Source organism: Micromonospora sp. LOL_021, assembly GCF_048060215.1.
Lineage (GTDB): Bacteria > Actinomycetota > Actinomycetes > Mycobacteriales > Micromonosporaceae > Micromonospora_E.
The window spans coordinates 1-19788 of sequence record NZ_JBHMIN010000052.1 but is presented as its reverse complement, the minus strand read 5'-3'; the positions used below and the strand labels follow the sequence as shown (position 1 = coordinate 19788).

16 protein-coding genes are annotated in these 19788 nt (G+C 71.4%); 13 read left to right on the top strand and 3 right to left on the bottom strand.

Annotated elements, in window-relative coordinates:
- Positions 1 to 13 precede the first annotated feature (13 nt).
- The 13 genes from ACFHWT_RS25765 to ACFHWT_RS25705 all read left to right on the top strand — a co-directional run bounded on the left by ACFHWT_RS25765 (position 14) and on the right by ACFHWT_RS25705 (position 16091).
- Positions 14 to 1312 carry a dihydroorotase gene (locus ACFHWT_RS25765; RefSeq protein WP_416597281.1) on the top strand — a complete coding sequence of 433 codons (1299 nt, stop codon included), beginning with the start codon at positions 14 to 16 and terminating at the stop codon, positions 1310 to 1312.
- Entirely contained in the window at positions 1309 to 2451 is a 1143-nt protein-coding gene (gene carA / locus ACFHWT_RS25760; RefSeq protein WP_416597280.1) for a glutamine-hydrolyzing carbamoyl-phosphate synthase small subunit, read from the top strand. The genes ACFHWT_RS25765 and carA overlap by 4 nt, the downstream gene beginning before the upstream one ends.
- Positions 2444 to 5785, top strand: a complete 3342-nt coding sequence (gene carB, locus ACFHWT_RS25755) for a carbamoyl-phosphate synthase large subunit (RefSeq protein ID WP_416597279.1) — start codon at positions 2444 to 2446, stop codon at positions 5783 to 5785. The genes carA and carB overlap by 8 nt, the downstream gene beginning before the upstream one ends.
- Positions 5782 to 6852: a quinone-dependent dihydroorotate dehydrogenase gene (locus ACFHWT_RS25750; protein WP_416597278.1), complete on the top strand. Its 1071-nt coding sequence runs from the start codon at positions 5782 to 5784 to the stop codon at positions 6850 to 6852. Before carB ends, ACFHWT_RS25750 begins: the two co-directional genes overlap by 4 nt.
- A 31-nt stretch (positions 6853 to 6883) precedes the next feature.
- The gene (gene bioA, locus ACFHWT_RS25745; RefSeq protein ID WP_416597277.1) at positions 6884 to 8266 is read left to right on the top strand and encodes an adenosylmethionine--8-amino-7-oxononanoate transaminase; all 1383 of its coding nucleotides are present in this window, start codon (positions 6884 to 6886) and stop codon (positions 8264 to 8266) included.
- A 37-nt stretch (positions 8267 to 8303) separates the two neighbouring features.
- Positions 8304 to 9143: an orotidine-5'-phosphate decarboxylase gene (pyrF, locus tag ACFHWT_RS25740; RefSeq protein ID WP_416597276.1), complete on the top strand. Its 840-nt coding sequence runs from the start codon at positions 8304 to 8306 to the stop codon at positions 9141 to 9143.
- Between the two features lie 174 nt (positions 9144 to 9317).
- Positions 9318 to 9635 carry an integration host factor, actinobacterial type gene (gene mihF, locus ACFHWT_RS25735; RefSeq protein WP_123601181.1) on the top strand — a complete coding sequence of 106 codons (318 nt, stop codon included), beginning with the start codon at positions 9318 to 9320 and terminating at the stop codon, positions 9633 to 9635.
- Positions 9636 to 9667: 32 nt separating this feature from the next.
- On the top strand, positions 9668 to 10270 hold the full coding sequence (gene gmk / locus ACFHWT_RS25730) for a guanylate kinase (RefSeq protein ID WP_416597275.1): 603 nt from the start codon (positions 9668 to 9670) through the stop codon (positions 10268 to 10270).
- A gap of 87 nt (positions 10271 to 10357) precedes the next feature.
- Complete coding sequence (gene rpoZ / locus ACFHWT_RS25725) at positions 10358 to 10621, top strand: DNA-directed RNA polymerase subunit omega (RefSeq protein WP_123601182.1); 264 nt, start codon at positions 10358 to 10360, stop codon at positions 10619 to 10621.
- Positions 10618 to 11859 carry a bifunctional phosphopantothenoylcysteine decarboxylase/phosphopantothenate--cysteine ligase CoaBC gene (coaBC, locus tag ACFHWT_RS25720; RefSeq protein ID WP_416597303.1) on the top strand — a complete coding sequence of 414 codons (1242 nt, stop codon included), beginning with the start codon at positions 10618 to 10620 and terminating at the stop codon, positions 11857 to 11859. The genes rpoZ and coaBC overlap by 4 nt, the downstream gene beginning before the upstream one ends.
- Before the next feature lie 112 nt (positions 11860 to 11971).
- Positions 11972 to 13168, top strand: coding sequence for a methionine adenosyltransferase (gene metK / locus ACFHWT_RS25715; protein ID WP_416597274.1), 1197 nt, complete (start codon positions 11972 to 11974; stop codon positions 13166 to 13168).
- Between the two features lie 129 nt (positions 13169 to 13297).
- The gene (locus ACFHWT_RS25710; protein WP_416590090.1) at positions 13298 to 15256 is read left to right on the top strand and encodes a primosomal protein N'; all 1959 of its coding nucleotides are present in this window, start codon (positions 13298 to 13300) and stop codon (positions 15254 to 15256) included.
- 481 nt (positions 15257 to 15737) lie between these two features.
- Positions 15738 to 16091, top strand: coding sequence for a hypothetical protein (locus ACFHWT_RS25705; protein ID WP_416590026.1), 354 nt, complete (start codon positions 15738 to 15740; stop codon positions 16089 to 16091).
- Between the two features lie 39 nt (positions 16092 to 16130).
- Here ACFHWT_RS25705 and ACFHWT_RS25700 read toward each other — a convergent pair whose 3' ends face one another.
- From ACFHWT_RS25700 to ACFHWT_RS25690, 3 genes are all read right to left on the bottom strand, one after another.
- Positions 16131 to 17447, bottom strand: a complete 1317-nt coding sequence (locus ACFHWT_RS25700; protein ID WP_416590024.1) for a UDP-glucose dehydrogenase family protein — start codon at positions 17445 to 17447, stop codon at positions 16131 to 16133.
- 94 nt (positions 17448 to 17541) lie between these two features.
- The gene (locus tag ACFHWT_RS25695; protein ID WP_416590022.1) at positions 17542 to 18846 is read right to left on the bottom strand and encodes a UDP-glucose dehydrogenase family protein; all 1305 of its coding nucleotides are present in this window, start codon (positions 18844 to 18846) and stop codon (positions 17542 to 17544) included.
- Positions 18843 to 19643: a class I SAM-dependent methyltransferase gene (locus ACFHWT_RS25690; protein WP_416590020.1), complete on the bottom strand. Its 801-nt coding sequence runs from the start codon at positions 19641 to 19643 to the stop codon at positions 18843 to 18845. The genes ACFHWT_RS25695 and ACFHWT_RS25690 overlap by 4 nt, the downstream gene beginning before the upstream one ends.
- Positions 19644 to 19788: the final 145 nt, after the last annotated feature.

Genomic DNA, 19788 nt, shown 5'->3' with positions numbered 1-19788 from the left:
AAAGGACCTCGCTGTGAGCGCGTACCTGATCAAGGGCGTCCGTGTCCTCGGCCGGGACCCCGTCGACCTGCTGCTGCGCGACGGCGTGGTCGCCGACGCCGGCTCCGGGCTGACCACGCCGGGTGCGCAGGTGCTCGACGCCGACGGCCTGATCGCCCTGCCCGGTCTGGTCGATCTGCACACCCACCTGCGTGAACCCGGCCGGGAGGACGCCGAGACGGTGGAGACCGGGTCGCGGGCCGCCGCGCTCGGCGGCTACACCGCCGTCTGCGCGATGGCGAACACCTCCCCGGTGGCCGACACGGCCGGCGTCGTCGAGCAGGTCTGGCGGCTCGGTCGTCAGGGCGGGCTGGTCGACGTGCAGCCGATCGGCGCGGTCACCGTCGGCCTGGCCGGCGAACACCTCGCCGAGCTCGGCGCGATGGCCGACTCCGCCGCCGCGGTGCGGATCTTCTCCGACGACGGGCACTGCGTCGCCGACCCCCGGCTGATGCGCCGCGCCCTGGAGTACGTCAAGGCGTTCGACGGCGTCGTCGCCCAGCACGCCGAGGAGCCCCGGCTGACCGAGGGCGCCCAGATGCACGAGGGCGAGGTCTCCACCCGGCTCGGCCTGACCGGCTGGCCGGCCGTCGCCGAGGAGGCGATCATCGCCCGCGACGCGCTGCTCGCCGAACACGTCGGCAGCCGACTGCACGTCTGCCACCTGTCCACCGCCGGCAGCGTGGAGATCGTCCGGCAGGCCAAGGCCCGTGGGGTCCGAATCACCGCCGAGGTCACCCCGCACCACCTGCTGCTCACCCATGAGGCGCCGGTCAGCTACGACCCGGTCTTCAAGGTCAACCCGCCGCTGCGCACCGGCGAGGACGTCGCCGCGCTGCGCGCCGCGCTCGCCGAGGGCGTCATCGACATCGTCGCCACCGACCACGCCCCGCACGCCGTGGAGGACAAGGAGTGCGAATGGGCGTACGCCCGGCCCGGCATGCTCGGGTTGGAGACCGCCCTGTCCGTGGTGCTGCTCACGACCGCGTTGCACGACGCCGACGGTGTACCAGACTGGGAGCTGATCGCCGAGCGGATGTCCCGGGCCCCGGCCCGGATCGCCGGGCTGACCGGGCACGGGCACGACCCCGCGCCGGGCGTTCCGGCGAACCTCACCCTGATCGACCCGGCCGCCAGCCGCACCGTCGACCCGGCCGAGTCGGCCAGTCGCAGCCGCAACACCCCGTACGCGCGGATGGTGCTGCCCGGCCAGGTGGTCGCCACCTTCCTACGCGGCGACGCGACCGTGCTCGACGGAAAGGCCGTGCGATGAACGACACCACCACCGCAGCACCTCGTCGGCGGGTTCCGGCGCTGCTGGTGCTCGAGGACGGCCGGGTCTTCCCCGGCGAGAGCTACGGCGCGGTCGGGGAGACCTTCGGCGAGGCGGTGTTCACCACCGCGATGACCGGCTATCAGGAGACGCTGACCGACCCGTCCTACCACCGGCAGGTGGTGGTGCAGACCGCGCCGCACATCGGCAACACCGGGGTCAACGTCGACGACGACGAGTCGGACCGGATCCGGGTGGCCGGGTACGTGGTCCGGGATCCGGCCCGCCGCCCGTCGAACTGGCGGTCCACCGGTGACCTCGAGGACCGGCTCGCCACCGAGGGCGTGGTCGGCATCTGCGGGGTGGACACCCGGGCGCTCACCCGCCACCTGCGTGACCGGGGGGTGATGCGGGTCGGCGTCTCCACGCTGACCGACGACCCGCAGGAGCTGCTGGACCGGGTCCGGCAGGCGCCGCAGATGGTCGGCGCGGACCTGTCCGCCGAGGTGACCACCGCTCAGCCGTACACGGTCACCGCCGAGGGCGAGCACCGCTACACCGTCGCCGCGCTGGACCTGGGCATCAAACGCAACGTGCCGCGCCGGCTGGCCCAGCGCGGGGTGACCACCCACGTGCTGCCGGCCACCTCGACGCTGGACGAGATCCTGGCCACCGGGCCGGACGCGGTGTTCTTCTCACCCGGGCCGGGCGACCCGGCCACCGCGCACCACGCGGTCGAGCTGGCCCGGCAGGTGATGGCCCGGCGTACGCCGCTGTTCGGCATCTGCTTCGGCTCGCAGATCCTCGGCCGGGCGCTCGGCTTTGGCACGTACAAGCTCGGCTACGGCCACCGCGGCATCAACCAGCCGGTGCTCGACCGCACCACCGGCAAGGTCGAGGTGACCAGCCACAACCACGGGTTCGCCGTGGACGCCCCGCTGAACACCGTGATCGACACCGACTTCGGCGGCGTCGAGGTGAGCCACGTGTGCCTCAACGACGACGTGGTCGAGGGGCTGCGGGCCCGCGAGGTGCCGGCGTTCACCGTCCAGTACCACCCGGAAGCGGCGGCCGGCCCGCACGACGCGGACTACCTGTTCGACCGGTTCGTCGAGCTGATCGAGGGAAAACATGCCTAAGCGGACAGATCTGCAGCATGTCATGGTGATTGGCTCCGGACCGATCATCATCGGCCAGGCCTGCGAGTTCGACTACTCCGGCACCCAGGCGTGCCGGGTGCTGCGCGCCGAAGGGCTGCGCGTGTCGCTGGTCAACTCCAACCCGGCGACCATCATGACCGACCCCGAGTTCGCCGACGCCACCTACGTCGAGCCGATCACGCCCGAGTTCGTCGAGCTGGTCATCGCCCGGGAGCGTCCCGACGCGCTGCTGCCCACCCTCGGCGGGCAGACCGCGTTGAACACCGCCGTCGCCCTGCACTCCGCCGGCGTGCTGGACAAGTACGGCGTGGAGCTGATCGGGGCCGACGTCGACGCGATCCGCCGCGGCGAGGACCGGCAGCTGTTCAAGGACATCGTCGCCGCCGCCGGCGGCGAGACCCCCCGCAGCCGGGTCTGCCACAGCATGGCCGAGGTGCACGACACCGTCGCCGAGCTCGGGCTGCCGGTGGTGATCCGGCCGTCGTTCACCATGGGCGGGCTCGGTTCGGGCATGGCGCACACCCAGGACGACCTGGAGCGCATCGCCGGCGCCGGGCTGGCCGCCTCCCCGGTGCACGAGGTGCTCATCGAGGAGAGCGTGCTCGGCTGGAAGGAGTACGAGCTGGAGCTGATGCGCGACCGCAACGACAACGTGGTCGTGGTCTGCTCCATCGAGAACATCGACCCGATGGGGGTGCACACCGGCGACAGCGTCACCGTCGCCCCGGCGATGACCCTCACCGACCGGGAGTACCAGCAGATGCGCGACATGGGCATCGCGGTGCTGCGCGAGGTCGGCGTCGACACCGGCGGCTGCAACATCCAGTTCGCGGTGCACCCGACCACCGGCCGGCTGGTCGTCATCGAGATGAACCCCCGGGTGTCCCGGTCGTCGGCGCTGGCGTCCAAGGCGACCGGCTTCCCGATCGCCAAGATCGCCGCCAAGCTGGCGATCGGCTACACCCTCGACGAGATCCCCAACGACATCACCAAGCAGACCCCGGCGGCGTTCGAGCCGGTCCTCGACTACGTCGTGGTCAAGATCCCCCGGTTCGCGTTCGAGAAGTTCCCCGGTGCCGATCCGGAGCTGACCACCACGATGAAGTCGGTCGGCGAGGCGATGAGCCTGGGCCGCAACTTCACCGAGGCGCTGAACAAGGCGATGCGGTCGATGGAGACCAGGGCCGCCGGGTTCTGGACCGTGCCGGATCCGGCCGGGGCCACCGTCGAGTCCACCCTGGCCGAGCTGGCCACCCCGCACGACGGCCGGCTCTACACCGTCGAACGGGCACTGCGGCTGGGCGCCACCGTCGCCCAGGTCGCCGAGGCCTCCGGCGGCATCGACCCCTGGTTCCTGGAGGAGATCGCCGGCCTGGTCGAGCTGCGCGGCGAGATCGAGGCCGCGCCGGTGCTCGACGGCGCGCTGCTGCGCCGGGCCAAGCGGGCCGGGCTGTCCGACCGGCAGGTGGCCGCGCTGCGTCCGGAGCTGGCCGGCGAGGACGGGGTACGGGCGTTGCGGCACCGGCTCGGTCTGCACCCGGTCTACAAGACCGTCGACACCTGTGCCGCCGAGTTCGCCGCCCGTACGCCGTACCACTACTCCAGCTACGACGCGGAGACCGAGGTCGCACCGTCGGACCGACCGAAGGTGCTCATCCTCGGCTCCGGGCCGAACCGGATCGGCCAGGGCATCGAGTTCGACTACTCCTGCGTGCACGCGGTGATGGCGCTCGCCGAGTACGAGACCGTCATGGTCAACTGCAACCCGGAGACGGTCTCCACCGACTACGACACCGCCGACCGGCTGTACTTCGAACCGCTCACCTTCGAGGACGTGCTGGAGGTGTGGCAGGCCGAGAACGCCGCCGGCCGGGCCGCCGGCGGCCCCGGCGTGGTCGGGGTGATCGTCCAGCTCGGCGGGCAGACCCCGCTCGGGCTGGCGCAGCGCCTCGCCGCCGCCGGGGTGCCGATCGTCGGCACCCCACCGGAGTCGATCCACCTGGCCGAGGAGCGTGGCGCGTTCGGCCAGGTGCTGGCCCGCGCCGGGTTGCGCGCCCCGGCGCACGGCACCGCCGCGTCGTTCGAGCAGGCCAAGGCGATCGCCGACGAGATCGGCTACCCGGTGCTGGTCCGCCCGTCGTACGTGCTCGGCGGGCGCGGCATGGAGATCGTCTACGACGACGCGACGCTGCGCGACTACATCGGCCGGGCCACCGACATCTCCCCGGAGCACCCGGTGCTGGTCGACCGGTTCCTCGACGACGCCATCGAGATCGACGTGGACGCGCTGTGCGACGCCACCGGCGAGGTCTACCTCGGTGGGGTGATGGAGCACATCGAGGAGGCCGGCATCCACTCCGGCGACTCGTCCTGCGCGTTGCCGCCGATCACCCTGGCCGCCCCGCACCTGGCCACCATCCGGCACTACACCGAGCAGATCGCCCGCGGCGTCGGGGTGCGCGGGCTGCTCAACGTGCAGTACGCGCTCAAGGACGACGTGCTGTACGTGCTCGAGGCCAATCCGCGCGCCTCGCGTACCGTGCCGTTCGTCTCCAAGGCCACCGCGGTGCCGCTGGCCAAGGCGGCGGCCCGGATCATGCTCGGCGCCACCGTCGCGCGGTTGCGCGCCGAAGGCATGTTGCCGGCCACCGGGGACGGCGGCACGTTGCCGCCGGACGCGCCGATCGCGGTCAAGGAGGCGGTGCTGCCGTTCAAGCGCTTCCGCACCCGCGCCGGGCACGGCGTCGACTCGCTGCTCGGCCCGGAGATGAAGTCCACCGGTGAGGTGATGGGCATCGACCCGGCGTACGGCAACGCCTTCGCCAAGTCGCAGGCAGCCGCGTACGGTTCCCTGCCGACCAGCGGAAAGATCTTCGTTTCAGTCGCCAACCGGGACAAACGCGCGATGATCTTCCCGGTGAAGCGGCTGGCCGATCTCGGGTTCGACATCGTCGCCACCGCCGGCACCGCCGAGGTACTGCGCCGGCACGGAATCGCCTGCGAACTGACCCGCAAACACTGGGAGGAGTCGGGCGACGGGCAACCGGACGCGGTGACGTTGATCGCCTCCGGCGAGATCGCCCTGGTGATCAACACGCCGCAGGGCTCCGGGGCCAGTGCCCGCTCCGACGGGTACGAGATCCGTAGCGCGGCGGTCAACGCGGACACCCCGTGCGTGACCACCGTGCCCGGGGTCGCCGCCGCCGTGATGGGCATCGAGGCGCTGATCAACGGGGACATGGCGGTCCGGCCGCTGCAGCAGCTGCACGCGGCGCTGCGCCCGGAGACAGCCGGCCGGCAGGCCGCCCGGTGACAAGCTCCGGCGGGTACCGGCTCGCCCGGTCGGCGTTGTTCCGGCTCGGCGGCGGCGACGCCGAGACCGCCCACGAATGGACGCTGCACCGGCTGGCCGCCCTGTCCCGCAGCCGGGTGGCGCTGGCCGCGTTGCGCACCCGGTACGCGGTCGCCGCGCCGCGTACCGTCTTCGGGGTCGACTTCCCCAACCCGGTCGGGCTGGCCGCCGGGATGGACAAGGACGGCCTGGCGCTGCCCGCGTGGCCGGCGCTGGGCTTCGGCTTCGTCGAGGTCGGCACGGTCACCGCGCGTCCCCAGCCGGGCAATCCCCGACCCCGGCTGTTCCGGTTGCCGACCAGCGAGGCGGTGATCAACCGGATGGGGTTCAACAACGCTGGCGCCGAGGCGCTCGCCGACCGGCTCGCGGTGCTCGGCCGGCTGGACGAGCGGGCCGGGTTCGGCCGGTCGCATCCGGCGCACGCCGACCGCCCGATGCCGTTGGGCATTTCGCTCGGCAAGTCGAAGGTGGTGCCGATCGAGGAGGCGGTCGACGACTACCTGTCGGCATACAAGGCACTCAGCGGCTACGGCCAGTACTTCGTGATCAATGTCTCCTCGCCGAACACCCCGGGGCTGCGGCAGCTGCAGGACCGTGAGTACCTCGACACCCTGCTGGCCACCCTGGTGGGGGAGCGGCCGATCTTGGTCAAGATCGCACCGGACCTGTCCGAGCCGGCCATCGCCGAACTGCTGGAGGTCTGTCTGGCCCGGGGCGCGGCCGGGGTGATAGCCACCAACACCACCCTGTCCCGCTCCGGCCTGGCCGCCGCCGACACCGGTCAGGGGCAGCAGGCCGGCGGGCTGTCCGGCCGTCCGTTGACCGGCCGGGCCCGCGAGGTGGTCTCCTTCGTCCATCGGGAGACCGGTGGCGCGCTACCGGTCATCGGGGTCGGCGGCATCCTCGACCCGGACGACGCGGCCCGGATGTTCGACGCCGGTGCCAGCCTGGTGCAGCTCTACACCGGCTTCATCTACCGGGGTCCGGGGCTGGTCCGGGCGATCGCCCGACAGGCCCGGGGCCGATGAGCGGGCATCGGCCGGCGGGCCCGGGATCCCGATGAGCGCGCAGTCGCCGGTGACCGGCGACGGCCACCGCGCCGAGCAGCTGCGGGAGCTGGACCGCCGGCATGTCTGGCATCCGTACGCCGCGTTACCCCCGGCGATGGCACCTTTTCTGGTCGACAGCGCCGCCGGGGTCCGACTGCGGCTGGCCGACGGACGGGAACTGGTCGACGGGATGTCGTCGTGGTGGGCCGCCGTGCACGGCTACCGGCACCCGGTGCTGGACGCGGCCGTCACCGACCAACTGGGTCGGATGGCGCATGTGATGTTCGGCGGGCTCACCCACGAGCCGGCGGTCCGCCTCGCACAGACCCTGGTGGAGATCACCCCGCCCGGCCTGGAGCACGTCTTCCTCTGCGACTCGGGCTCGGTGAGCGTCGAGGTCGCGATCAAGATGGGCCTGCAGTACCAGCTGGGCCGGGGCCGGCCCGGCCGGCGCAAGCTGGCCACCTGGCGCGGCGGCTACCACGGGGACACCTTCCACCCGATGAGCGTCTGCGATCCGGAGGGCGGGATGCACCATCTGTGGCGCGGGGTGCTGCCGGCGCAGGTGTTCGTGTCCGCCCCGCCGGGCGACTTCGCGTCGGCGCCGGACGAGCGGTACCTGGCCGAGCTGGTCGACGCGGTGGCCCGGCACGCGGACGAGATCGCTGCGGTGATCGTCGAGCCGGTGGTGCAGGGCACCGGCGGCATGCGGTTTCACCATCCGGCGTACCTCCGTGCCCTGCGCGAGGCGACCGCCGCGCACGACGTACTGCTGATCTTCGACGAGATCGCCACCGGGTTCGGCCGTACCGGCGCGTTCTTCGCCGCCGAGCACGCCGGGGTGACACCGGACGTGCTCTGCCTGGGCAAGGCGTTGACCGGTGGCTACCTCACGCTGGCGGCTGCGCTGTGCACCCCGGAGGTGGCCGCCGGAATCTCCGCCGGCGGGGTCCTCGCCCACGGGCCGACCTTCATGGGCAATCCGTTGGCCTGCGCGGTCGCCAACGCCTCGATCGGACTGCTGCGCGCCGCCGCGCCGGCGGCTGGGGCCGGGCCGGTCGCAGCCGGGTCCGACCAGCCGGCGGCCGCCGGGGCCGTCCCGGCCTGGCAGGTAGCCGTACGGCGGATCGAGGCCGGGCTGCGCGGCGGCCTGGCACCGGTCGCGACGCTGCCCGGCGTGCGCGACGTCCGGGTGCTCGGCGCGATCGGGGTGGTCCAGCTGGACCGGCCGGTCGATCTGGCGGCGGCGACCGCTGCGGCGGTGGACGCCGGGGTGTGGCTGCGGCCGTTCCGGGACCTGATCTACACCATGCCGCCCTATCCGGCGGACGACGACGACGTCGCGCGGATCGCCCGCGCGATGGCGGCTGCGGCCGTCGCGGTACCGCGCTGAGGTCCGCCCGGCGGTACCACCGAGGGAGGGAGAGCCAATGGAGACCTTTGGTCAGCGACTGCACCGGGCCGTCAACGTCCGGGGCCCGCTGTGCGTGGGCGTCGACCCACATCCGGAGCTGTTGACCCGCTGGGGGCTGCCGGACGACGTCGGCGGGTTGGCCCGGTTCGCCGCGACGGCGGTCGAAGCGCTCGGCGACGTGGCCGCGGTGGTGAAGCCTCAATCGGCGTTCTTCGAACGTTTCGGGTCCGCCGGCATCGCTGTCCTAGAGTCAACTATCCGACAGTTTCGCGAGGCTGGAGCCCTCGTCCTGCTCGACGTGAAGCGCGGCGACATCGGTTCGACAGCCGCCGCGTACGCCACCGCCTACCTCGATCCGGCGAGCCCGTTGGCGGTCGACGCGGTCACTGCCAGCCCGTATCTGGGCGTCGGGGCGCTCGCTCCGATGTTCGATCTCGCTGGCCGACACGGCGGTGGCGTCTTCGTGCTCGCGCTGACCTCGAATCCCGAGGGGCGGGTCGTGCAGCACGCCCGAGTGTCCGATGGACGCACCGTCGCTCAGACGGTGATCGATGAGATTTCGCAGCTCAACGTGGGTGCGGAGCCGATTGGCAGTTTCGGTCTGGTGGTGGGTGCGACCGTTGGTGACACCGGTCATGAACTGTCGTATGTCAATGGCCCATTGCTTGCCCCCGGGCTGGGCGCGCAAGGTGGACGGCCCGAGGACCTGCGGACAGTGTTCGGGCAAGCGCTTTCCGCAGTCCTTCCGGCGTACTCCCGCGAGGTACTGAACACCGGCCCGGATCCGTCGGCGTTGCGGGCCGCAGCCGAACAGACGCTTGCTAAGTGTCGGGACGCCCTTCGGGTTCCGGTCTGAGTGAGCGATCGATCACCCCCGCGTGATCGTGGTGTGGCCACGTTGCCGAAAACGTCGCTGACCGCTAGTTTTCCCCGCGCTGGGAACCACATGCCCCTTTGGTTCCCAGCCACACCACGTTTCACAGAGCGGCGGTGCGATCCGCCCGTCGCGATAGGGACCTGAGGAGAACTGGTGCCGCTCCCGTCACTGACCCCCGAACAGCGCGCAGCCGCGCTGGAGAAGGCCGCGGAGATCCGTAAGGCCCGTGCTGAGTTGAAGGAGCAACTCAAGCAGGGCAAGACCACCCTCGCCGCCGTGCTCGACCGGGCGGAGTCCGACGACGTTGTCGGCAAGCTGAAGGTTTCCGCCGTGCTGCAGGCGATGCCGGGCATCGGTAAGATCCGGGCGACCCAGATCATGGAGAAGCTCAAGATCGCCGACAGCCGTCGCCTCCGTGGCCTCGGCGACCAGCAGCGCAAGGCCCTGCTCGGGGAGTTCGCCGCGAACTGATTCGCGGGAGGGTGTAGAAACAAGCAGTGACCATGCATGACGACGCGCGCCCGGCAGCTCGGCTCACGGTCCTCTCCGGCCCCTCCGGGGTTGGCAAGGACAGCGTGATCGAGCTGATCCGGGCGCGCTCGCCCTGGATCTGGCTGTCCGTCTCGGTGACCACCCGCCCGATGCGGGACTACGAGATCGACGGCGTCCACTACTACTTCGTTGACCGACCCGAGTTCGAGCGGATGGCCGCCACCGGGCAGCTGCTGGAGTGGGCCGAGTTCGCCGGCAACCTCTACGGCACGCCGCGCTCGGCGGTCGAGCAACGACTACGCGCCGGCGAGCCGGTGCTGCTGAAGATCGACCTGCAGGGTGCCCGGCAGGTGCGGGCGGCGATGCCCGAGGCCCAGCTGGTCTTCCTCGCGCCACCCAGCGTCGAGGAGCTGAAACGGCGTCTCGTCGGTCGGGGAACCGACGACGAGGAGACGATCCGTCGCCGGCTGGAGCACGCCGACGAGGAGCTGGCCGCCGAGCGGGAGTTCGACGTCACGGTGGTCAACGACGAGGTCCAGCGAGCCGCAACCGAGCTGGTAGGATTGCTCGGTTCGTCATTATTGACCGACGCCCAGTCACACCGCCGGGTCTGACCGCCCGGTCTGGCAGCAAGGCCCGGTCTGACAGCGCCGGTTCACGACATCCAGCGACAGAGCCCGACGACACAGAGGTTGCATCCCGTGGGATCCATTGCCAGCCCGGAAGGCATCACCAACCCGCCCATCGACGAGCTGCTGGAGAAGACCTCGTCGAAGTACGCCCTGGTGATCTTCGCCGCCAAGCGTGCCCGCCAGGTCAACGCGTACTACAGCCAGCTCGGTGAGGGCCTGCTGGAGTACGTCGGTCCGCTGGTGGAGACCACCCCGCAGGAGAAGCCGCTCTCCATCGCCATGCGGGAGATCAACTCCAACCTGCTCACCGCCGAGCCCACCGACCAGCCCTGAGCGCCGGTACGCCGGTCCGCGTCCCGCCCCGGGTCGTTCTCGGCGTCGGTGGCGGGATCGCCGCGTACAAGGCGTGTGAGCTGCTCCGGCTGCTGACCGAGTCGGGCCACCAGGTCAAGGTGGTGCCGACTGCGGCCGCGTTGCGCTTCGTCGGTGCGCCGACCTGGTCGGCGCTGTCCGGACAGCCGGTCGCCGACGACGTCTTCAGCGACGTCCACGACGTGCCGCACGTGCGGCTCGGTCGGCAAACCGACCTGGTGCTGGTCGCCCCGGCCACAGCGGACCTGATCGCCCGGGCCGCGCACGGGCTCGCCGACGACCTGCTCACCAACACTCTGCTGACCGCCCGGTGCCCGGTGCTGCTCGCCCCGGCGATGCACACCGAGATGTGGGAGCATCCGGCCACCGCCGACAACGTCGCGCTGCTGCGCCGCCGCGGTGTGCTGGTCATCGAGCCGGCGACCGGCCGGCTGACCGGCTCCGACTCCGGCAAGGGCCGACTGCCCGACCCCGGGGAGATCTTCGCCGTCGCCCGCCGGGTCCTGGCCCGGTCCGTCGGCGCAGCCGCCGGCCTCGTCGGCGCCGACCTCACCGGTCGGCGGGTGGTGGTCACCGCTGGCGGCACCCGCGAACCGCTCGACCCGGTGCGGTTCCTCGGCAACCGGTCGTCCGGCAAGCAGGGGTACGCCTTCGCCCGTACCGCCGTCGCCCGTGGCGCGCAGGTGACGGTGATCGCCGCGAACGTGTCGCTGCCCGATCCGGCCGGTGCCCGGCTGATCCGGGTGGGCAGCACCGAGGAGCTGCGGGTCGCCACTCTCGCCGCGGCGGCCGAAGCCGACGTGGTCGTGATGGCGGCGGCGCCGGCCGACTTCCGGCCGGCGAGCTACGTACCCACGAAGATCAAGAAAGACGACGGCGGGCGACCGCCAGTGATCGAACTGGTCATCAACCCGGACATCGCAGCCGAACTCGGCGCGGCAAAGCGACCCGGACAGCTCCTCGTCGCGTTCGCCGCAGAGACCGGTGACCTGCTGACCAACGCCCGGGCGAAGCTGGCGCGCAAGAACGCGGACCTGATCGTCGCCAACCAGGTGGGTGTCGACCGGGTGTTCGGCGCGGACGCCAACTCCGCCACGGTGCTCGACGCCGACGGTCCGGTCGCGGTGCTCGACGAACGCGGCAAGGAGCAGCTCGCCGACGACATATGGGATCTGGTAGTGGCCCGACTGTCGCAGTGAGCTCCGCTACGTCGGTCGGCGCACCGCCGGATTCCTTGGTCGGCACGGCGCCAGACCCCAACGTGGATGACTAGACTGCCGGGAACCATTGCTTTCTGATTCAAGGAGTACCGTGGCACGCCGTCTCTTCACCTCCGAGTCTGTCACGGAGGGCCACCCGGACAAGATCGCCGACCAGATCAGCGACGGGATCCTCGACGCGTTGCTGGCCCAGGACCCCCGGTCCCGGGTCGCGGTCGAGACCCTGATCACCACCGGCCAGGTGCACGTCGCCGGGGAGGTCACCACCCAGGCGTACGCGGACATTCCGGCCATCGTCCGCGAGACGATCCTCGGGATCGGCTATGACTCCTCCAAAAAAGGATTCGACGGCGCGTCCTGCGGGGTGAGCGTGTCGATCGGCGCACAGTCGCCGGACATCGCCCAGGGCGTCGACACCGCCATCGAGCGCCGGGTCGGCGAGTCGGCCGACGACACGCTCGACGCCCAGGGCGCCGGCGACCAGGGCATGATGTTCGGGTTCGCCTGCTCGGAGACGCCGGAGCTGATGCCGCTGCCGATCGCGTTGGCGCACCGGCTGGCGAGGCGGCTGTCGGCGACCCGCAAGGACGGCACCATCCCGTACCTGCGGCCGGACGGCAAGACCCAGGTCACCGTCGAGTACGACGGGCTGCGGCCGGTGCGGCTGGACACCGTGGTCGTCTCCAGCCAGCACGCCGCCGACATCTCGCTGGAGTCACTGCTCACCCCGGACGTCCGCGAGCACGTGATCGCCCCCGAGCTGGAAGGCCTCGGTCTGGACACCGAGGGCTACCGGCTGCTGGTCAACCCGACCGGGCGCTTCGAGATCGGCGGACCGATGGGCGACGCCGGCCTGACCGGCCGCAAGATCATCGTGGACACCTACGGTGGGTACGCCCGGCACGGTGGCGGCGCGTTCTCCGGTAAGGACCCGTCGAAGGTGGACCGCTCAGCGGCGTACGCGATGCGCTGGGTGGCCAAGAACGTGGTGGCGGCAGGGCTGGCGGAGCGGTGCGAGGCGCAGGTCGCGTACGCGATCGGCAAGGCCCACCCGGTGAGCCTGTTCGTGGAGACGTTCGGCACCGAGAACGTGCCGGTGGACCGGATCGAACGGGCGATCGGCGAGGTGTTCGACCTGCGGCCGGCCGCCATCATCCGGGACCTGGACCTGCTGCGGCCGATCTACCGGCCGACCGCCGCGTACGGCCACTTCGGTCGGGAGCTGCCGGAGTTCGCCTGGGAACGCACCGACCGGGCCGCTGACCTGAAGTCCGCCGCCGGAGCCTGACCCACCGCCGCTGACCGTACCGCCGGGGGTGGCGGGTCGCCGGCCACCCCGGCGGCCGGGCAGGATGGCCCGGTGAGCACCCGAGCGGGACACGACCGGCAGCCGGCCGACCGGCTGCCGGTCGCGCGTATCTGCGTCGACGTGCCGCTGCCGCACCTGGACCGGCCGTTCGACTACCTGGTCCCGGCGGAGCTCGACGACGGCGTGCAGCCGGGCACCCGGGTCCGGGTCCGGTTCGCCGGCCAACTGGTGGCCGGGTGGGTGCTGGACCGGGTGGCCGCCTCCGGTCACGACGGCAAGCTCGCCTTCCTCGACAAGCTGGTCTCGCCGGAACGGGTACTCAGCGCCGAGATCGCCGCTCTGGCCCGCACCGTCGCCGACCGGTACGCCGGGCACCTGGCCGACGTGCTGCGGCTGGCCGTGCCGCCGAGACACGCCCGCGTCGAGCAGGAGCCCAGCGAACCCGAGCCCGGTCCCGCCACCGCGCCGACTGACACCGAGCCACCCACCGCTGTGCCGACCGACGCGGTGTCGACCGACGCCGACGGATGGGCGGCGTACCCGTCCGGACCCGCTTTTTTGCGGGCCGTCACCGACGGCCGGCCGGCCCGCGCCGTCTGGGCGCCGCTGCCTGGCGAGGACTGGCCGGCCCGGTACGCCGAGGCGATCGCCGCCACCGTACGGGCCGGCCGGGGCGCGGTCGCGGTGCTACCGGACGGACGCGACGTCGACCGGCTCGACGCGGCCCTGCGCCGGGTCCTCGGCGCCGACCGGCACGTGGTGCTCACTGCGGCGCTCGGCCCGGCCCGGCGCTACCGGGCGTTTCTCGCGGCGAGACGCGGCCAGGTCAAGGTGGTCGTCGGCACCCGGGCCGCGATGTTCGCCCCGGTCGCCGATCTGGGCCTGGTCGCCATCTGGGACGACGGCGACGACGTGCACGCCGAACCGCGCGCGCCCTACCCGCACGCCCGTGAGGTCCTGCTCACCCGGGCACAGCTGGGCGGGGTCGCGGCGCTGCTCGGCGGCTTCGCCCGCTCCGGCGAGGCGCAGCAGCTGGTCGAGACCGGCTGGGCCCGGGAAATCATCGCTGCCCGGGCGACCGTCCGGCGACGTGCCCCACGGGTCACCCCGGCCGGCGACGATGCCCAGCTGGCCCGCGACGCCGGTGCCGCCACCGCCCGGCTGCCCAGCCTGGCTTTCACCACCGCGCGTACGGCGTTGCAGGCCGGGATGCCGGTGCTGGTGCAGGTGCCCCGGCGCGGCTACCTGCCGGCGGTGTCCTGCGCGGACTGCCGGACCCCGGCCCGCTGCCCGCACTGCGCCGGCCCGCTGGCCCTGCCGGCGGCGACCGCCACCGCACAGTGCCGCTGGTGCGGCCGGCCGGCCGCCGGATACGCCTGCCCGCACTGCCACGGCCGGCGGCTACGGGCGGCGGTCACCGGTGCCCGGCGTACCGCCGAAGAGCTGGGCCGGGCGTTCCCCGGCACCACGGTGCGGACCTCCGGCCGCGACGAGGTGCTCACCTCGGTGCCGGCCGAACCGGCGGTGGTGGTGGCCACCCCGGGGGCCGAGCCGGTGGCCGTCGGCGGCTACGGCGCCGTACTGCTGCTGGACACCTGGGCGTTGCTGACCCGGGCCGACCTGCGTGCGGCGGAGGAGGCGCTGCGCCGCTGGCTGTCCGCCGCCGCGCTGGCCCGCCCGGCGGCCGACGGCGGCCAGGTGGTGGTGGTCGCCGACGGCGGGCTCGCCCCGGTGCAGGCACTGCTGCGCTGGGATCCCGGCTGGTTCGCCGCCCGCGAGTTGGCCGACCGGCGGGAGCTGGGTTTCCCGCCAGCGGCCCGGATGGCCAGCGTGACCGGCCCCGCCGAGGCGGTGGCCGAACTGCTGGCCGCGTTGCGGATGCCGGACAGCGCCGAACTGCTCGGTCCGGTGCCGGCGGCCGACGGCCAGGAACGGATGCTGATCCGGGTCCGCCGGTCGCAGGCGGCCGAACTGGCCCGGCAGCTGCGGGTGGCAGCCGGCGCCCGCACCGCCCGCCGTGCCGGCCAGCCGGTACGCATCCAGGTCGACCCGCTCGACCTGCTCTAGCTGGCTTTAGCCAGGCGAGGGACGTGCACGGGAGTTCGTCTGGGTATGGGCTTGGTGTCGGCGTAGGCTGCGCCGGGTGACGAGGACGAGGCGATCGTGGGGTTCGGACAGGGCGGCGGCGGATGCCTCCTACACGGCGGCGTTCGACCGGTTGTTCGTTCAGGGTCGTGACGCGGTCCTGTCTGGGACCCACTACCGGGACACGCCGCCGGTTGAGGGTGGCCGGTGGGGGATGTCGGTGGTGTTCGTTCCCGATACGGACAGTGTGTCGAGGCTGGCTGCGGTGACCGCCGAGGTGATGAGGTTGGTCGGTCCGGGTCACTGGCCGACCGGCGCCCCGGAGGCGGTGCATTTCACGGTCCGAGCCATTGAGACTCATCGCCGCGATGTTCCTGTGGGTGATCCGCTGGCGGGTCGGTGTGCGGCTGCACTAGGCCGGGCGGCTGCGGAGTGTCGGCCAGTCCGGTTCAGGCTGCGCGGGGTGACGCTCACGCCGTCCGGGGTGATGGTGTGTGCGTTTCCGCTTGACGACGCTGCTGACGGGTTCGCTGATCGGCTCGGTGAGGAGTTGGGGTCCGACGGCTGGTTCGAGGACAGCTATCACCGTGACATCTGGTACGCCACGCTGGTGCACTTCACCGGTGAGGTCCGCGACCGGCAGGGGCTGGTGGACTGGGTCGGCAGGCGGCGGGATCTGCATCTGGGCGAGGCCGCCGTCGACAGGGCGGAACTGCTGCGGTTTCGGCACAACGGCCGGCAGCCGGTACGGGTTGGGCTTGGACACGCGCGACTCGACGGGGTGTCTGTCGCGGCTTTCGTTTCAGACCGCCGGTAGCCGGTGGGGCGGCAGGTGCCGCCCCACCGGGGTTGGCGGCTATGTCCGGTAGCCGAGGCTGAGGACGGTCCAATCGGCGGCCATCCAGCGGGGTGCGGCGATGACTCCCCGGGTGTCGAGCAGGATCGGGGTGCGGACTCGGTTGGCGATGGTCTGTGGGTCGAGCGCGCCGAACTCGGGCCAGCCGGTGGCCACAATGACCAGGTGGGCGTCCTGAGCGGCGTCAGCGGCGGTCTGGGCATAGGCCAGGTCCGGAGCTGCTTGCCGGGCCTGGGGCATGGCCTGGGGGTCGTATACGGTGACGGTCGCGCCTTGGTAGTGCAGGCGGGTGGCGACGTCGAGGGCGGGTGAGTCGCGTACGTCGTCGATGCCCGCTTTGAACGCGGCGCCCCAGACGGCGATGCGACGTCCTGTGAGTGTTCCTCCGACGGCTGAGCGGGCTAGGTCGATGGCACGGTGGCGCACGTGTTGGTTGATCGTGTCGACGCTGCGGAGCAGGTTCACGGCCGGAGTGATGTCGGCGGCGGTGGCCTGTTGGGTGAAGGCGTGAAGGTCCTTGGGTAGGCAGCCGCCACCGAAGCCGAGTCCGGGTGTTAGGTATTGATGTCCGATGCGGGCGTCGTGGCCGATTGCGTCGGCGAGGTCGCTGATGTTGGCACCTACAGCGGCGCTCATCTCGGCTACGGCGTTGATGAACGAGATGCGGGTGGCCAGATAGGCGTTCGCGGTGGCCTTGACCATCTCAGCGGTGACGCGGTCGGTGACGAGTAGCGGGCAGCCGTGGGAGCGGGTGATCGGGGCGTACAGGTCGCGGAGAACTTGCTCGGCGGCGGCGCTGTCGGCACCGACGACGATGCGGTCCGGGGTGAGGGTGTCGGCCACTGCGGTGCCCTCGCGCAGGAACTCCGGATTCCAGGCGACTTCGATCTGCTCGGCGGCGGGGGCGAGGCTGCGGGCCAGGGTTTCGAGCTTTGCGGCGGTGCCGGGTGTGACGGTGGACTTGCCGACGATCAGGCATGGCTGGTGTAGATGCGGTGCGAGTTCGTGGACTGCGCCGGTGAGCTGGGACAGGTCGTAGGTGCCGTCCGGGCCGGAGGGGGTGCCCACGGCGAGGAAGTGGACCTCGCCGTGGGTCGCGGCCTGTTTGAAGTCGGTGGTGAAGCGTAGGCGTCCGATGGCCAGGTTGCGGGTCAGCAGTTCGTCGAGTTCGGGTTCGTGGAACCAGCCACGCCCTTCGTTCAGGGTGTCGACCTTGATCGGGTCGATGTCGACGCCGATGACGTCGTGCCCGATCTCGGCCATGCCGGCGGCGTGGGTAGCGCCCAGGTGCCCGGCGCCGATGACGGTGATCCTCAACAGATGTCCTTAATATGATTTGCGGTTATTGATGTTGTGCGGTGGTGCGGTTTCGGGTCCTGGCGGTCACCGCCTTCGCGTCGAGTGGGCTGGGTCACAGGGTGCGGACGGTCCAGCCGGCGGCGGTCCACTGGTGGTGGTTGAGTCCGCCCCGGGCGTCGATGAGCACGGCATCCGAGGCAGGGCGCAGCGCGGCGGGGTCGACCGTGGTGAACTGCGGCCAGCCGGTCAGGTGCAGCAGCACCCGTGCACCCTCGACAGCGGTAGCCGGGTCGGTGGCGTACTCCAGTTCGGGGCGTTCGGCGCGGGCGTGGGCCATCGCCTGCGGGTCGTATACCCGCACGTTGGCTCCTGCGTGGTGTAGGCGTGTCGCGACGTCGAGGGCGGGCGAGTCCCGAATGTCGTCGATGCCGGGCTTGAAGGATGCGCCCCACGTAGCGACGGGTTGCCCGGCGGGCTTGCCGTTCAACGCCTGGATTGCGAGGTCGACGGCGCCTCGGCGGCGGCCCTGGTTGATGTGGTCGACCACAGTGAGCAGGTTCGTCCAATCTCCGATGCCCAGGTCAGTGGCCAGCGCGACGAAGCCACGGAGGTCCTTGCTCAGGCAGGAGCCACCGAACCCGAGGCCGGGTGCGAGGTAGTCCGAACCGATCCGGGGGTCGTGCCCGATGACCTGAGCGAGGTCGGTGATGTTGGCGTGGACAGCGTGGCAGAACTCGGAGAGGGCGTTGATGAACGAGACGCGGGTGGCCAGGAACGCGTTGGCGGCCAGCTTGCACAACTCTGCGGTGACAAGGTCGGTGACGACCAGCGGCACCCCGACGGCCAGGCACGGTGCCCACAACTCGCGCAGAATCCGCTCCGCGTCGCCGCCGGCCCGCACACCCAGGACGATGCGGCTCGGGCGGCGAACGTCGGGAATGGAACAACTTTCCCTCATGAAGTCCGGGGAGGCCGCGACCTCGATTCGGATACCCGGGGCCGCTGATGCCGCCATCTGCTCGGCGAGCACGGCGCAGGTACCGGCGGGAACGGAGGACTTGACCACGATCAGGCTGTCGCGACGCAGTTCGCGGGCCAGGCGAGTGGCGGCGGCGTACACGTCGGTGAGGTCGTGGTTGTTCCCGTCGACGGATTGCGGGGTAGGCACGGCGAGAAAGTGCACGGTGGCGTGGTCGGCTGCCTGCCGGTAGGAGTCGGTGAAGGTCAGACCGCCGGTGGCCGCGCCGTCGGTGATCGCCTCAGCCAGGCCAGGTTCGGCGAACGGCGCATTGCCTGCACGCAATGCGGCAACGGTGTCCGGGTTGGTGTCCAATCCGAGGACGTCGTGGCCGAGACTGGCCATTCCGGCGGCGTACGGAGCGCCGAGCCGGCCGCAGCCGATGACAGTGATGTTCACGAGTCCTCCTCGCGGCGGGCGATGATCAGAGCGGGCTGGGTGGTGGCAATGAACCGGCCGGAGGGCTCGGCGGCGTGTAGCGCCGTGCGCAGGTCGCGGTCGAATGCGTCGAGCCGGTCACCGAGTAGTCCCGGCGATGAGTACGCCTGCGTGTACTGGTGGCCGACGACCTCATCGAGGGTCAGGAACCAGGGGTGGTCGGTGCGGATCACGGTCAACTGGTCGAACGCCGAGGCGCGTAGCACCGCCTCGTGGCCGCCGCCGGCCGGTGGCCGGTACATCTCGACCGGTCCGGCGTGCCGCTGGGAACCGAGATGCCTGCTGATCACCCGGTCGATCAGCGGGTACCACCACGGCTTCGGGGTACCGGCCGCGAACGACATGATCACGGCGACGAATCCGCCCGGCGCGACCAGGCGGTCCAGTTCGCGTAGGACCGTGGCGCGGTCGAACCAGTGGAACGCGTCGCCGATGGTCGTTCCCGCCACCCGGGGCAGACTGCTCAGGTCGTGGGCGTCACCCAACCGCCACTGGACCTTTCCTCGTCTCATGTGCTGCCCGGCAGCCTCCATCGCGGCGTCAAGCATCTGCGGGTTGGCGTCCAGTCCGATCACGTCTCGGCCTCGCTCGGCCAGGGCTACGGCCACGCTCCCAGGACCACAGCCCAGGTCCAGGACCGTTCCCGCTGGGCTCAGACCGGCGATCTGGTTCATGAACGCCGGCGGATGAGCCGGCCGGTATCGTAGGTATTCACGCTCAGTGCTGGCGAACAAGGTTGCTGGATCTGGATACGACATCAAATTCCTCCATCTCCTCACTGATCAATCCACGGGCCTTGCTCCGCTTCGGAGCCTGCGTGCCCGCCCGGATTGCGCTCCCTTAGAGGGTGTTTGCGATAGGTGTCAGTCGGGCCAGTCGTAGGCGCGGCGTTGTTGTCGGCGG

Bases quoted from the DNA above. Each gene is read 5' to 3' on its own strand.
- carA (WP_416597280.1), top strand. From the start codon at position 1,309: ATGAACGACACCACCACCGCAGCACCTCGTCGGCGGGTTCCGGCGCTG.
- carB (WP_416597279.1), top strand. From the start codon at position 2,444: ATGCCTAAGCGGACAGATCTGCAGCATGTCATGGTGATTGGCTCCGGA.
- bioA (WP_416597277.1), top strand. From the start codon at position 6,884: ATGAGCGCGCAGTCGCCGGTGACCGGCGACGGCCACCGCGCCGAGCAG.
- pyrF (WP_416597276.1), top strand. From the start codon at position 8,304: ATGGAGACCTTTGGTCAGCGACTGCACCGGGCCGTCAACGTCCGGGGC.
- gmk (WP_416597275.1), top strand. From the start codon at position 9,668: ATGCATGACGACGCGCGCCCGGCAGCTCGGCTCACGGTCCTCTCCGGC.
- ACFHWT_RS25690 (WP_416590020.1), bottom strand. From the start codon at position 19,643: ATGTCGTATCCAGATCCAGCAACCTTGTTCGCCAGCACTGAGCGTGAA.